This window comes from Pedobacter sp. Bi27, assembly GCF_918698255.1.
GTDB lineage: Bacteria > Bacteroidota > Bacteroidia > Sphingobacteriales > Sphingobacteriaceae > Pedobacter.
Genome location: NZ_CAKKMW010000003.1, coordinates 542,997 through 557,515, shown reverse-complemented (window position 1 = coordinate 557,515; position 14,519 = coordinate 542,997). Strand labels below are relative to the sequence as shown.

The window sequence follows — 14,519 nt, the reverse complement described above, 5'->3', positions numbered from 1 at the left end:
TTTCCCTGACCAACTCTACTTATACAACACCATTTTAAAGATGTAAAACCAATCTTCTTTTATGCTGTTTTATATAAATAGCTTAAAAGAAGATCATGGAAAACACAAAAGATAACAACAAAAATCTGGGCAATAAAAATGCTGATAACAGCGCCGATAAAACCAATATGCCCGATCAGCAGGTGCCGCGCCACCGGAGCAACGATAACGAAAAGAAAAATAGTGTTGAAACTGAAGCGGGTAACCTTGGCAGAGATTTCGGAATGGGCGATTTTGGTTCGGAAGAAGCAAGAACAGATGCAGAAAAAGGCAATAAGGGAGAAGCAGGAAATATGCCCAATACCACAGAAAAATAAAAGCCCCCGATGTAAAATCGGGAGCCTTCCCTAACAACTAAAAAATAGCACTTATTGGTGCTTTTTATCCTACTTTAAACGCAGGGGCAACATCATCAAGACAAGTACAGGTTACTTTTAAGTCTTTAATGATTCCTGTTTTTAAACTATAAACCCAGGCATGTACCGCTAATTCCTGGCCATTGGCCCAGGCGCTTTGTACAATTGATGTATTGGTTACATTTGCAGCGCCCTCAATGGCATTTAATTCAACTAAGCGGTCAAAACGCTGATCAGGATCTTTGATTGTCGCCATTTCACGTTCGTGCGTACGGTATACATCACGGATATTTCTCAACCAGTTATCAATAATTCCAACCTGTTTATTGCCTAATGCAGCTTTCACGCCACCGCAGCCATAATGGCCACAAACAATAACGTGTTTTACTTTTAATACATTAATGGAATAATCCAGCACTGAAAGTAAATTCATATCGGTATGAACCACCACATTGGCGATGTTTCTATGTACAAAAATATCGCCTGGTCTGGTGTTGGTAATCTGGTTTGCCGGCACACGGCTATCAGAACAACCGATCCACAATACCGGTGGGCTCTGACCTTCAGACAGTTTATCAAAAAAGGCAGGATCATTGTCAATTGTATCTTTAACCCAGTCCCTATTGCCTTGTAACAGGCTATCGTATGTTATATCTTTCGTATCTATTGTTTTTGCGCACATAATTATGACTTATTAATATCTTCTTCTACTTTTATATTTAATTTTGGTACTGTATAATGTTTTTGGATATTCTCCAATGTGACGATAATACCCTTGGTATAAGCATTATGTTTGTAATTATAAATCGTTTCCAATACATCAGGATCGATATACCTGGCATTCGAACCATCAATAATTACATCTGTTTCTTTCGGAATATTCGTTAAAACTACTTGTATTGCTGCTTTGTTCAGAAAAGAAACCTCTTCTGCCAGTTTAATCCTGATGTGCTTTTTATCACCTTCATTTGTAATTCTGTAAAAGAACGGGTTACGCATATTGGTACGGAGTAAATAGAAAATAGAAACCAACATACCAACGGCCACACCTTTTAGCAGATCGGTAAATAAAACTGCAAGCACCGTAACTACAAATGGCACAAACTGGTCCCATCCTTTATGGTACATGTGTTTAAATAAACTAATACGGGTTAGTTTATATCCTGTTACCAAAAGGATTGCGGCCAAACACGACAACGGAATCATGTTAATTACCCCTGGAATAAACAAAAGTGAAAGTAATAACCAACAACCATGAAAAATAGCCGACATTTTGGTCCGGGCACCAGCGTTAACATTCGCCGAACTACGAACAATTACCGATGTCATAGGTAAGCCACCAACCATACCACTGGTGATGTTGCCTAAACCTTGGGCGATTAATTCTCTATTTGTTGGCGATACACGTTTAATTGGATCTATTTTATCTACTGCCTCTATGCTTAATAAAGTTTCTAAACTTGCCACAACGGCAATAGTTGCAGCTGTTATATAAACATTTTTATTAGCCAACTGAGAGAAATCGGGCATGGTAAACAGGCCTAAAAATTCGCCAAAACCACTTACCACTGGAATTTTCACCATCTGATCGGCGCGTAGCGGATGATCGGTACCAGCAAAAAGTATAGTTCCAAGAACCCCAAGTGTTACCACCAACAATGGTGCAGGTACAACCGCTAATTTTGGAAATTTAGGCCAAACAATCAGAATAGCTATCGATAATAAACTGATAACCACAGCAGCCAAACTAAAATGGCTTACCGCTGCTGTAATCGCAGAAAAAGTATTTTCGTGATCTTGCTGAAAGAATCCTTCGTCGCCACTAAAATCGGTATCAACACCCAACGCATGTGGCAACTGTTTTAAAATCAAAATCAGTCCGATTGCTGCAAGCATCCCCTCAATTACACTCGAAGGGAAGTAATTACCAATAGTTCCGGCTTTTACCAGGCCTAAAATCATTTGGAATACCCCAGCCAATACAACTGCAAGTAAAAAGGTTTGATAACTCCCCAAAGATGTTATGGCACCCAAAACAATAACGGTTAAACCCGCTGCAGGGCCACTAACGCTCAATTGCGATCCACTGAAAGAGGCAACCACTACCCCTCCAATAATACCAGTGATCAAACCAGCAAATAACGGTGCACCTGAGGCTAGTGCAATACCTAAACACAATGGCAAAGCCACTAAAAACACTACAATACTTGCAGGTAAATCTTTCTTTAAATTCTTTTTAAGAATATATTTCTTCACGTCCGAACCTGAAAAGGCCGGGTTAAACTTTTGCATAACGATATAATTATCTAATAAATTTTAACGAATAAATCGCGGAGGAATCTTAAAAGCGATCAAGGAACAAGCATATCGTATAAATATTTAACACAACATACCTGCTCAAATTACTGATTGCAATAAGTTACCCCAATAAAAAAGACTAAATAAAGTTAGGTGGCGGTGTTGGTACCGTAGGGTGATATGGATCTACATATCTTTTGAAATGTTCGATGAAACTGCTCTTCAGAAAGAAATGGCTTGAAGAGAATTCGTAAGAGAAGATAGGATGATTAAGTTCAACGAGTTTGAAATCGGTAAATTTTGCAGTGTCTTTGGCGGTATCCTTCCCGCCTTCATGCTCTAACTCGATTTGCATGATTACAGCGTTCATGATTTCCTTGTCAATACTCGTACAAAATACCGGCGCACCAGATATACCCATCTTCGCCATGAAGATGAACATGAATGAGGCAACGATTAAATACTTGTATTTCCTTAAAAACATCTAAAATCCTAATGTTGTTTTAATACTAACGGTTACAAAAATAAACGGATAATTGGTTTTTCAATGCTTTAAGCTGTAAAAAAAATGTAATTTAACAGATAAGGCGATTGCATTCGACATAAAAGCTGTTTCTTGCACTGCCTTAGGTTAAATAAACCCGATTGTCGGGAAGAGCTTCCGATCCTTCATCGGAACTCGTACCAAAAAGCGGGACCTAACCTACCAAAAGCTCAGAGCCAACCGTTTCTTATTAAATATTATTATTTTTTATTTGGAAATGAAAGGTTAGTATTTCATAGGTGCTGTAGTCCCGCCATTCGCTAATTCCGATGAAGAATCGGAACCGCTGCTGTTGGGTTTAGTTAACAGCGGTTTGTTTTCCAAACACCGGCCTAAGTGAAATAAACCCGATTGCCGGGAAGAGCTTCCGATCCTTCATCGGAACTCGTACCAAAAAGCGGGGCTAAAAAAGCCAAAAGCGCAGAACCAACCGTTTCCTATTAAAATTATTATTCTTTATTTGAAAATGAAAGGTTAGTATTTCATAGGTGCTGTAGTCCCGCCATTCGCTAATTCCGATGAAGAATCGGAACCGCTGCTGTCGGGTTTAGTTAACAGCGGTTTGTTTTCCAAGCACAGGCCTAGGTGAAATAAACCCGATTGCCGGGAAGAGCTTCCGATCCTTCATCGGAACTCGTACCAAAAAGCGGGGCTAAAAAAGCCAAAAGCGCAGAACCAACCGTTTCCATAGCCAGCCTTCTGCTTTACTCGACATGGTATGCTTAAAATAACACCTCGTTTACCTTGTATTACCGCTGGTAATTTTTAATTTTAAAATCTCATAGCGTTGCAAATGGACAAAAAAATAGCATTACTTAAAGATAAAATTAACCAGGCAAACCTTGGCGGTGGACAGGCCCGAATCGACAGTCAGCATAAAAAAGGTAAACTTACAGCCCGCGAGCGCATTCATTTTTTAATGGATGAAGGGAGCTTTGAAGAAATTGGCATGATGGTTACGCACCGAAGTACTGACTTTGGAATGGAACGCGAAAAATATCTTGGCGATGGTGTAGTAACGGGCTATGGAACAATTAATGGCAGGTTAACTTATGTATTCTCTCAGGATTTCACCGTGTTTGGAGGCTCACTATCCGAAACCCATGCAGAGAAAATTTGCAAGCTTATGGATATGGCCATGGAAAATGGTGCACCACTGATCGGTTTAAATGATAGTGGCGGTGCCCGCATTCAGGAAGGGGTTGTTTCTTTGGGCGGTTATGCCGATATCTTTTATAAAAACGTACAGGCTTCGGGTGTAATTCCGCAGCTATCGGCCATTATGGGGCCATGCGCAGGGGGTGCTGTTTATTCGCCAGCCATTACCGATTTTATTTTAATGGTAGAAAATACTTCTTATATGTTTGTTACGGGCCCAAATGTGGTTAAAACGGTAACGCACGAAGAAGTAACCTCAGAAGAATTAGGCGGTGCCAGCACACATGCTACAAAATCGGGCGTTACCCATTTTGCCTGTGCCAACGAAATTGAGGCTATTAACCATGTAAAGAAACTACTGAGCTATATGCCGCAAAACTGTGAGGAAATAGCCGATCATTTACCTTATGAAACAGCCGATGAAAGCCGACCAGAATTAAACACTTTTATGCCCGAAAATGCTTCACAACCTTACGATATACGTGAAGTGATTTCTGTCGTGGCCGATACGGATAGCTTTTTAGAGGTGCATGCTGCTTATGCCGAAAATATTGTGGTAGGCTTTGCCCGCCTTGCAGGGAGAAGTATTGGTATTGTAGCCAATCAACCCGCTTATTTGGCAGGCGTTTTAGATAGCAATTCTTCTACCAAGGCAGCACGTTTTGTCCGCTTTTGCGATTGTTTTAATATTCCATTATTGGTATTTGAAGATGTTCCAGGATTTTTGCCGGGTACAGATCAGGAGTGGAATGGCATTATCACCAATGGGGCAAAATTGCTATACGCTTTTAGTGAGGCTACTGTACCACGCATTACTGTAATTACCAGAAAAGCTTATGGTGGTGCCTATGATGTGATGAACAGCAAACATATTGGTGCAGATATGAACTACGCCTGGCCAAGTGCAGAAATTGCTGTAATGGGTGCTAAAGGTGCTGCCGAAATTATTTTTAAAAGAGAAATTACTTCAGCAGAACACCCTGAAGAGAAATGGCTGGAGAAAGAAAAATTATATTCAGATATCTTTGCCAACCCTTATCGCGCGGCCGAGCGCGGCTTTGTTGATGAGGTGATTGAACCAGCCCAAACCCGTACAAAGTTGATAAAAGCCTTTAAGATGTTGGAAAATAAGGTGGTGAATAATCCAAGAAAGAAACATGGAAATATACCTTTGTAGAAAATAATCCCAGTCATTGGTCCATAGTAAGGTTTGTATCAATCCAGACTATAGAGACTCATGACTGAGGGCTTCCGACTTAAGACTAAATGCAGATTACTCAGAAATTATCACGCGCCGATATCCTCCTCATGGCTTTTTGCACAGGCCTGATTGTTGCAAATATTTACTACTGCCAACCTTTGGTAATCTTAATTGCAAAAGATTTTAACCTCACCGAAACCGATGCCGGACGGATTACCTACCTCACGCAGATCGGTTATGCTTTAGGGCTTTTCCTTTTAGTACCGCTGGGCGATATGTTTGAGCGCAAAAAACAGATCCTTGTAATTACGGGACTGGCAATCTTCGCCTTACTGGTTGCCGCGGTTTCACATACCTTTTTTGTACTGGAAGTTGCCTCAATTTTAATTGGCACCTGCTCTATTGTACCCCAATTGATTTTGCCCTTAGCGGCTAATTTAAGTACCGACGAGAACCGGGGAGCCAATATCGGTATGATTATGAGCGGTTTACTGGTCGGAATTTTAGCTTCGCGGGCGGTAAGCGGCAGTATTGGCTTTTGGCTAGGCTGGAGAGCCGTTTATTATATTGCGGCCGGAATTTGTGGCCTGCTTATTTTTTTAATGGCCAAACGTTTTCCACAGAGTTATCCTGCCTTTAAAGGTACCTACAAAGAACTCATGCGTTCGATGTTCAGTTACATTAAAACCCAACCTGCCTTAAGGGAGACTTCGATTATTAACTTCCTGGCTTTCGCCATTATTAGTGCATTTTGGACTACCATGGTATTGTTTCTGGCTAACCCACCCTTTAATTTCCAAACCCTGCAGATTGGATTATTTGGAATTGCTGGCGCCGCAGGCGCATTGGCAGCGCCATTGGTTGGAAAGTTAAGCGACGGTAACAATCCGCGCAAAAACTTAATGATTGGTTTTATATTACAAATCGTTAGTATCGCCTTGTTTTATTTTACTGGCAGCCATTTGTACCTGTTTGTAATTGGCATTGTGCTTATAGACATCGGTCAGCAAGCCATACACGTAACCAACCAGACCCGAATTTACACCCTAATACCAGAGGCCAGAAACAGACTAAACACCATTTTTATGTCGGTTAGTTTTATTGGCGCCAGCTGTGGCTCAGCTTTGGGTTTGTGGCTGTGGGACCAAGGCGGATGGGCATTATTCTGTTATGGAATGACGGGAATAATTGTCCTTAATATCTTAATTTATCAGTTCTACGGAAGAAAAAACAAATAACTAATCAATAAAAATTTCATGAAATCTAAAAACGCGATCAAAACATTTTCGGCCTTACTTATTTGCCTGGCCATTTTCGGTAAAGCAAAAGCGCAAGACAGTACAAAAGTAGAACAGCCAACCGAAGTAAAATCATTAAATAAAATCAGGTTGACCATATTGGGACTTGGCTACGAAAGGGAGCAAAAAGTGGGTAAAACAACTTCAGTTTATTTTGGTGCAGGGGCCCAAGGCGTTTTTATTTATCGAACTGAGATTTCCATTGATAACAATTATAATTTTAGTTTTAACACAGACACAGATTTCAAAGTTTACCCTGCTCTTAATGGAGGATTTAGGCACTATTACAATTTTAACAGAAGGATTAAAAAAGGTAAAAGAACTTTAAATAACAGTGCTGGTTATGTAGGCCTTGATGTATTAGCCATTATCCCAACACAAAGTGATACCGTATATGGTTATCAGATTAATATTATGCCGCAATGGGGATTTCAAACTGCTATTCGTAGAAAAGTTAACTTCGAATTGGCTTTAGGCCCTTTAGCTGCAATTAACAAAACCGATACCTATTACGGAATTGGCGGAAAAATCGGCTTTAGCTTTTTATTATAATTATGGTTCAAATTGAGCAAATATTCCCTTCTCTAACCTGGCGGATCAGGCATGAGGCCATGTATCCAGAATTACCTTTTGATAGCGTAAAGCTTCCGGATGATTTTGAAGGCATCCATTTTGGATTATACCTCGATCATAAGTTGACAGGAGTAGTTTCTTTGTTTCATGATGGAGATGTTTATCAGTTCCGTAAACTTGCCGTTCTGCCCGATACTCAAAAAGCAGGTTATGGCTCACAACTAATGGCCTATATCCTTGATTTTTGTAAAATTCAAAAAGCGACAAAACTATGGTGCAACGCACGTGTAAATGCTAAGGAATTTTATTTTAAATTTGGCTTCCACGAAACCGATAAAACCTTTTTTAAAGATGGTTACGATTTTGTGGTAATGGAAAAAGAATTATCAAGTTAAGTTAAAAATGAGTATGATGTCTCAAATCTAAATACTCAAATCTCATATCTATTAAAATGGCTAAGAAAAAAGACGACGAAAAGAAAAAACATGTTGCTGTGGTAACTAAAAAATCGCTGCAGTTTCTTGAAGAATACATTAACAACCCTGCTCCTACCGGCTACGAATGGGAAGGGCAAAAACTTTGGTTAAACTATTTAAAACCATATATCGACGAACACTTTATCGATAATTACGGTACCGCTGTAGGTGTTATTAACCCTAAAGCTGCTTTTAAAGTAGTTATAGAAGCACATGCCGATGAAATTTCCTGGTATGTAAATTACATTACCGCAGATGGTTTAATTTATGTAATCCGCAATGGTGGTTCAGATCATCAGATTGCGCCATCAAAACGGGTAAATATTCATACTGAAAAGGGATTGGTTAAAGCAGTATTCGGTTGGCCAGCGATCCACACCCGACATGGCGAAAAAGAACAGGCACCAGAATTAAAAAATATCTTTTTAGACTGTGGTTGTACTACAAAGGAAGAAGTAGAAAAATTGGGCATCCACGTAGGCTGTGTAATTACCTACGAAGATGAGTTTATGGTTTTGAATGACCGCTACTATGTTGGTCGTGCCTTAGATAACCGTGTGGGCGGCTTTATGATTGCCGAAGTAGCACGTTTATTAAAAGAGAACAAGAAAAAACTTCCTTTCGGCTTATACATTGTAAACTCTGTACAGGAAGAAATCGGTTTACGCGGTGCCGAGATGATTGCCCAGCGAATTAAACCTAATGTGGCCATTATTACCGATGTAACACACGATACCACTACGCCAATGATTAACAAAAACATTCAAGGCGATTTATCAGCCGGTAAAGGCCCTGTGGTGTCGTATGCGCCAGCTGTTCAAACCAATTTAAATAAATTATTAATTAAAACGGCTGAGAAAAACCATATTCCTTTCCAGCGCCAGGCATCTTCGCGTTCTACCGGAACCGATACCGATGCTTTTGCCTATTCGAATGGCGGCGTACCATCAGCATTAATTTCTTTGCCGTTACGTTATATGCATACTACCGTAGAAATGGTGCACAAAGAGGATGTTGACAATGTAATCAGCTTGATTTATGAAAGCTTATTGAACATTACCGACGGTCAGGATTTCAGAGAGTTTAAATAATGGAAAAAGTAAATCATCAAAAGATCATCATCAGCACCTTGCTAAAGGTTTTGCTAATGATTGTTATTATTTTCATTCTTAACTCATGGCCAAACATTAAACAGAGTTTTAGTGGCAATGTGCCAGCATTCAGTTATTGGCTTGATCATAGTTTCAAAATAAGTAATATCATCCTCATCTTAGGATTTGGTGGTTATTTCTACTATAAAGATTTGAGCGATCAAAAAGAACTGATAGAAAAGTCAAAAAACACCAATCAGCATTAATTATTCCCAAGTAAGTCAAGTTTTAAAGCTTGACTTATTTTTTGCCTGCTCGGGCAACTACGCAAAACCATCCTACCTTTTGCTTCTCATTTTATTTAAACCCCTGAGCACTACGCTTATTTTTATTAATACTCAAAATACTTTTACATTGTTTATGTAATTTCCCCAAATAGTTTATCCTTTATTTATGAGTACAAATAAGAAAAATATTGATCTATCCATTATTTGCGATGATCATTGGGATGTGGTGTTCGACCACCTTGGTCTTGGTTTTTGGGAATTAAGTATAGCAACGGGCATCCTCCGTTCAACCCGATCATTTAAGAAAAGCCTAGGTTGCCCACCAGATGAGGTTTTAAGTTATGAAAAAGTTTTAGGCCTAATTTTACCAGACGACCTTGACCACGTTCAGGATGAAATTGAACTCACGGTTTCGAAAGAAAAAAACAGTTACCACTCGGTATACAGGATTTGCAGGCCTGATGGAGAAATTAGATGGATTAAAGCCGATGGAATACTATCCCAACCGGACGGCGAATGCTTAAAATTAATAGGAACAATTTTAGATGTAACCGATTTAAAGAATAAGCTGCAATAATATTAAACCTCGCTAAGTTCAATCCATACCGGCCCGTGATCGCTTGTTTTTTCCCAGCCCCTCACGTGTTTATCTACTCCCGCAGATTTTAAGCGATCACTAACCTGAGGGCTTAGTAAAAAATGATCAATTCTTAATCCCGCATCTCTACCGTATGCATTCCTGAAATAATCCCAAAAGGTATATATCGTTTCCGTAGGGTATAATTTTCTGATCGCATCTGTCCAGCCTTGCGCCATTAAATTTTGAAATGCCAAACGGGTTTCAGGACGGAATAAAGCATCTTCAACCCAACGTTCTGGTTTATAAGCATCAAGCTCTGTAGGTATTACGTTATAATCGCCACATAAAACTACCGGTAAATTATATTCCAACAGTTTTGCCGCGTGGGCCGTAAAACGCTCAAACCATCGCAACTTGTATTCGAATTTTGGTCCTGGTGCCGGATTTCCGTTCGGAAGGTAAAGACAACCAATTATAACATTATTCACCATTGCTTCGATGTATCGGCTGTGCAAATCTTCAGGATCGCCATCCAAATTTCGTTTTAGCTCTTTTATTTCCAGGTTTCGAGCCAATATAGCAACGCCATTCCAACTTTTTTGACCATGCCAAATGGCATTATAACCAGCATCTTTAATAGCCTGCTCCGGAAACTTTTCTTGCGGTGCCTTTAATTCCTGTAAACACACTACATCAGGTTGGGTTTCTTCCAGCCAACGTAACAGCACAGGTAAGCGCCCATTTATTCCGTTTACATTATAAGTTGCTATTTTCATCTGTGTCAATATGTTTTAATGGTAATGAAGCAATCATGATTGACCTGGAGTACAGTTTGAAAATCATGATAATTTCATTTGATAAATCTCAGCAATAAAACTCAAAAATGAAACTAAGTATTTCAGATAGTAAAACTAAGCGTGGCTTAACACCCTTCTAATATGTAATCTTTAACTATTTACACTGCTTTTTAAAACTAATAATAAACTAAAATGTTTAATTTTGGAGATTCATTCATGTTTGAGCGCATGTTTGAGTTTAGATATAGGGATAGGCTGTTAGTCTATCCCTTTTTTATGCTCAAATGATCTTTAGTTTTTATCCAACAATGTTTTCACCTTCTGTTGGAGATCCATAATATCAAAAGGTTTTTCAATGATGGCCGTTGGTGAGCAGCCTAAATTATCCATATTTAAAGCCGAAAGCAATATAATGGGCAAATGAGCTGTTTTAGGATTGTGCTTTAATTTATTGCAAATATCCCGACCATCATGTTTACCAATACAGATATCCAATAAAATAATATCTGGCAGAAAATCAGCGATTGCTTCTTCCAGATCATCGGCGCTTAAAGCGCCTTTAATAAGGTAATGCTCTTCCTCAAAAATTAAATTTATAATGTCGTGGATGTTTTCATCATCATCAACTATGAAGATTTTCTTAACTAGCATGTTGCTCATATGCAACAAATCTAGTTTAAGTTAATTAGCTCACATGATGTATTTATACCTGAATTAACCCGAATAAATGATGAGAACATTAGGCAGCCAAACCAGATTTATAATTTTTAAGCATCTTTTTAAGAAGCCCTCTTGCTACATGTATTTTGGTTTTCACAGTGCCCAACGGGATATCGAGCTCAGCTGCAATTTCATGATATTTATAACCTTCAAAATAACGGCAAAAACAAAAACGGCAGTCTTCTGGCAAAGCATTTAATGATTTCTGGATGTCCTCCATCATAAACTTTGCCGCACCACCATTAAATGATGCACTTGGAACCAATTGGATGGAAGTTAAATCCTCTTCCTGCTGGATCATTTCATTTTTCCTTTTTACCTTATAATAATGATTAAGAAAGGTATTTTTTAGAATTGTAAAAAGCCAAGCGCGTACATTACTTCCCATTTCAAACTTAGCCGAAAACCTAAATGCCTTCATAAAGGTGTCCTGAACTAAATCAGCAGCATCGTCTTCATCACGCGTATACGCTAATGCGCGATCAAAAAGTGGTTGTCTGTATTGGTATATGTCACAATTGAAATTTAATGTTTCCATGATTCGTTTTAGGTATGATGTAGATATTCAACAAACAGTACCATGCAATGTTATTTGTAGAAATACCCGATTTTTTACGGTTTATTTAAAACACTAAAAAATTGCCCTAAAACGATCAAAAATACTAGGCTACATAACCATTTCGCATCGCAAAACGAACCAAAGAAGCAGAGTTTTTTGTGCCGGTTTTACTGATTAAAGCTTCCCTCTGGCTCTCTACTGTCCGCCTGCTTAAGTACAATTTGTCCGCTATTTCCTGATTCGTCAACCCATCTGCAATGAGTTTTAATACATTAATTTCGCGCTCAGAAAAGTTGATTTCAGTATTCATTTTTTGCGAAAGCATATTTAACTGGGTATTAAAACGCTCTAAAATGGAGATGCATAAATTAGAGGAAAGATAGCGTTTTCCTTTCATTACATGCTTTAGGCAAAACAGCAATTCATCTTCTTCAATATCTTTTGACAGGTAAGCAAAAGCACCTGATGTAAAGGCATTTGACGCGTACTTTTCGTCATCTAAAATAGACAAGACAACTACTTTCACGTCGTATCCCCGCTCCTTAATGGTGCTGGCTAAACCTATTCCATCGAGCCCAGGCATTACAATATCTGATAAAATGATATCAGCTTTTATTCCCTTTCCCAAAAGTTCCAAAACCGCTAAACCGTCTGATACTTCTGCAACAACCTTGATGCCTTCGTGTTTTTCTATAAGTGCTTTAAGTGAGGTTCGGATAATATGGTGATCATCCGCAAGAATAATGTTAATCATAATTCAAATATAACTTACACTGTTTTAAAATTAAAAAAGGCTACTTAGGCAGCTCAATATAGAAGGTAGTTCCGATACCAATTTTGCTTTTAAACCAGATTTTCCCTTGGTGCAATTCAACAATTGCTTTGATTATTCCCATACCAAATCCTCCCGATTCTTCGCCTTTCAAACCTGGCCTTAAAGTTTCGGGCAAATGATCAAAAAGGCCAGCCTGCAACTCATCTGGAATTCCAACCCCATTATCGGCTACTGTAATTAAAACAGTACTTTCATATTCCTCGGCATGTAAAGTAATATTCCCATAATCGGCAGTGAATTTTATTGAATTTGAGATTAGATTATTGATCACCTGCATAAATTTCATGCTATCCAGGTGCAGGTAAATCTGTTCGGCAGAACTTGTGAATTTAATATTCTTCATTTTGCCTAGTTTCGATCGTTTGTAAAAACGAACAACATCCCTAAGTTCCCAGACCAAATCGGCCCGCTCCTTGCCAATTTCTATTACCGACGATTTTAAAAACTCCCGGTTAATCATGCTCCGTACCAAAAGCAGGTTACGCTCACACATATCCAGAATAAAAGCTAGTGAGTTTATCATCTGCTCATCGCCTGTTTGGGCAACACCATTTTTCATAGACGAAGCAGTTAATTTCATCATGGCCAACGGTTCCTTTAAGTCGTGTGCCAATACTTCTAAGGTTATATTTTTTCGGGCGTTTATTTGTTCAATATGGATTTTATTGTGCCGCATTATCGTGGTATCTTCTACTGTACCTACTAAACGCTTTACTTCCTCATCGGCAACGGCAAACACAATTACCCGCACATATTTTTCTCTACCGGCAAATATTAACCTGAATTCATATTTTTTCTCCGTACCTTCTTCCAGGCATTCTTTGTAACAGGACATTACATGTACAATATCTTCAGGATGTACCCGCGCTAAAAGTAGTTGAGGATTAGCCGCAATTTCATCAAGGCCGAGTTCCCAAATTTTACTTATCGATTTATTGAGGTATGAAAAATTTTTTGCCGTATAATCGAAAATAAAATACCCGTCAACAGACCGGTTGCCCAGGTTACAAAAAAGCTCTTTATTTAATTCGACCATGATTTAATGTTTGATAATTTGCCACTAAACGATTTAATTGTATCATCGGCAGCAACCACATCACAAACATCACACACCTTAAAAAGTTTTAATCAAAAAACGCGTACAATACTTCATATGGAAACAAGCGGCTAAAACCCTTATGACCGGGAAAGAAGATGAATATTTAAGCTATAGAGCAGAAGTTAGCCTAATCTAAGTTTCTCTTTAGCCACACATTTTATTCATTTTCAGGTTATCTACTAGCCTTTTATAATTCGCATGGCAGAAGAAACTGACCACAGCAAATGACTCCCTAATATTTAATTTCATTCAAGTAAACCATTATTGGCATTTTGTAATGTATAAATCTCGGAGTTTAAACAGGCTTTGTTCGGGTAACATTGTCACAACTCCGTCTTAAGTCCGAACCAACTCCGAACCAAACCCATCTCAACAGTTAATTTCTCCATAAGTTTTTGCCAGTTCTTGATGTAGATTACGCTTGATCCGTTTTTAGAGATATTAACATTTTCCACAGGATGTGCAAAATTATTTTGCGGATCAAAACCAACTATTGCCTAAATTGTTAAGCATAAAAGAAAGATAAAAAAGTCCTGTGAGCGGGAGATCCGCGGAGGGCAGGCACACCATAGAGAAAACACTATTCTTCTTACCAATAGCCATCGCAC

16 protein-coding genes are annotated in these 14,519 nt (G+C 38.7%); 8 read left to right on the top strand and 8 right to left on the bottom strand.

The window, feature by feature from the left end:
* Positions 1 to 95 precede the first annotated feature (95 nt).
* The gene (locus tag LQ227_RS12535; protein ID WP_230144650.1) at positions 96 to 356 is read left to right on the top strand and encodes a hypothetical protein; all 261 of its coding nucleotides are present in this window, start codon (positions 96 to 98) and stop codon (positions 354 to 356) included.
* 64 nt (positions 357 to 420) lie between these two features.
* On the opposite strand, the gene can is transcribed toward LQ227_RS12535, so the two are convergent.
* The 3 genes from can to LQ227_RS12520 form a co-directional block, all read right to left on the bottom strand.
* Positions 421 to 1,077: a carbonate dehydratase gene (gene can / locus LQ227_RS12530; RefSeq protein ID WP_230144649.1), complete on the bottom strand. Its 657-nt coding sequence runs from the start codon at positions 1,075 to 1,077 to the stop codon at positions 421 to 423.
* 2 nt (positions 1,078 to 1,079) lie between these two features.
* Complete coding sequence (locus LQ227_RS12525) at positions 1,080 to 2,687, bottom strand: SulP family inorganic anion transporter (RefSeq protein ID WP_230144648.1); 1,608 nt, start codon at positions 2,685 to 2,687, stop codon at positions 1,080 to 1,082.
* Between the two features lie 145 nt (positions 2,688 to 2,832).
* Positions 2,833 to 3,063 carry a hypothetical protein gene (locus tag LQ227_RS12520; protein WP_230146655.1) on the bottom strand — a complete coding sequence of 77 codons (231 nt, stop codon included), beginning with the start codon at positions 3,061 to 3,063 and terminating at the stop codon, positions 2,833 to 2,835.
* Positions 3,064 to 4,030: 967 nt separating this feature from the next.
* Here LQ227_RS12520 and LQ227_RS12515 point away from each other — a divergent pair.
* The 7 genes from LQ227_RS12515 to LQ227_RS12485 all read left to right on the top strand — a co-directional run bounded on the left by LQ227_RS12515 (position 4,031) and on the right by LQ227_RS12485 (position 9,898).
* Positions 4,031 to 5,572 (top strand): acyl-CoA carboxylase subunit beta, encoded by a 1,542-nt coding sequence (locus LQ227_RS12515; RefSeq protein WP_230144646.1) that lies wholly within the window; start codon positions 4,031 to 4,033, stop codon positions 5,570 to 5,572.
* A gap of 89 nt (positions 5,573 to 5,661) precedes the next feature.
* The gene (locus LQ227_RS12510) at positions 5,662 to 6,834 is read left to right on the top strand and encodes an MFS transporter (RefSeq protein ID WP_230144645.1); all 1,173 of its coding nucleotides are present in this window, start codon (positions 5,662 to 5,664) and stop codon (positions 6,832 to 6,834) included.
* An 18-nt stretch (positions 6,835 to 6,852) separates the two neighbouring features.
* The gene (locus LQ227_RS12505) at positions 6,853 to 7,446 is read left to right on the top strand and encodes a hypothetical protein (protein ID WP_230149508.1); all 594 of its coding nucleotides are present in this window, start codon (positions 6,853 to 6,855) and stop codon (positions 7,444 to 7,446) included.
* A gap of 2 nt (positions 7,447 to 7,448) precedes the next feature.
* Positions 7,449 to 7,862, top strand: a complete 414-nt coding sequence (locus LQ227_RS12500; protein ID WP_230144643.1) for a GNAT family N-acetyltransferase — start codon at positions 7,449 to 7,451, stop codon at positions 7,860 to 7,862.
* Positions 7,863 to 7,918: 56 nt separating this feature from the next.
* The gene (locus LQ227_RS12495; protein ID WP_057932128.1) at positions 7,919 to 9,034 is read left to right on the top strand and encodes a M42 family metallopeptidase; all 1,116 of its coding nucleotides are present in this window, start codon (positions 7,919 to 7,921) and stop codon (positions 9,032 to 9,034) included.
* Positions 9,034 to 9,300: a hypothetical protein gene (locus LQ227_RS12490; RefSeq protein WP_029275483.1), complete on the top strand. Its 267-nt coding sequence runs from the start codon at positions 9,034 to 9,036 to the stop codon at positions 9,298 to 9,300. Before LQ227_RS12495 ends, LQ227_RS12490 begins: the two co-directional genes overlap by 1 nt.
* A 187-nt stretch (positions 9,301 to 9,487) precedes the next feature.
* Positions 9,488 to 9,898, top strand: a complete 411-nt coding sequence (locus LQ227_RS12485; RefSeq protein WP_230144641.1) for a PAS domain-containing protein — start codon at positions 9,488 to 9,490, stop codon at positions 9,896 to 9,898.
* A gap of 2 nt (positions 9,899 to 9,900) precedes the next feature.
* Here the strand turns inward: LQ227_RS12485 and xth are convergent, their stop codons facing one another.
* The 5 genes from xth to LQ227_RS12460 form a co-directional block, all read right to left on the bottom strand.
* A complete protein-coding gene (gene xth / locus LQ227_RS12480; RefSeq protein WP_230144640.1) occupies positions 9,901 to 10,677 on the bottom strand; it encodes an exodeoxyribonuclease III in 777 nt (258 codons plus the stop codon).
* A 312-nt stretch (positions 10,678 to 10,989) separates the two neighbouring features.
* Positions 10,990 to 11,358 carry a two-component system response regulator gene (locus tag LQ227_RS12475; protein WP_230149506.1) on the bottom strand — a complete coding sequence of 123 codons (369 nt, stop codon included), beginning with the start codon at positions 11,356 to 11,358 and terminating at the stop codon, positions 10,990 to 10,992.
* A 79-nt stretch (positions 11,359 to 11,437) separates the two neighbouring features.
* A complete protein-coding gene (locus tag LQ227_RS12470) occupies positions 11,438 to 11,956 on the bottom strand; it encodes an RNA polymerase sigma factor (RefSeq protein ID WP_057932132.1) in 519 nt (172 codons plus the stop codon).
* 124 nt (positions 11,957 to 12,080) lie between these two features.
* Entirely contained in the window at positions 12,081 to 12,731 is a 651-nt protein-coding gene (locus tag LQ227_RS12465; RefSeq protein ID WP_230149504.1) for a response regulator transcription factor, read from the bottom strand.
* A 40-nt stretch (positions 12,732 to 12,771) separates the two neighbouring features.
* Positions 12,772 to 13,848: a PAS domain-containing sensor histidine kinase gene (locus LQ227_RS12460; protein WP_230149502.1), complete on the bottom strand. Its 1,077-nt coding sequence runs from the start codon at positions 13,846 to 13,848 to the stop codon at positions 12,772 to 12,774.
* Between the last annotated feature and the right edge of the window lie 671 nt (positions 13,849 to 14,519).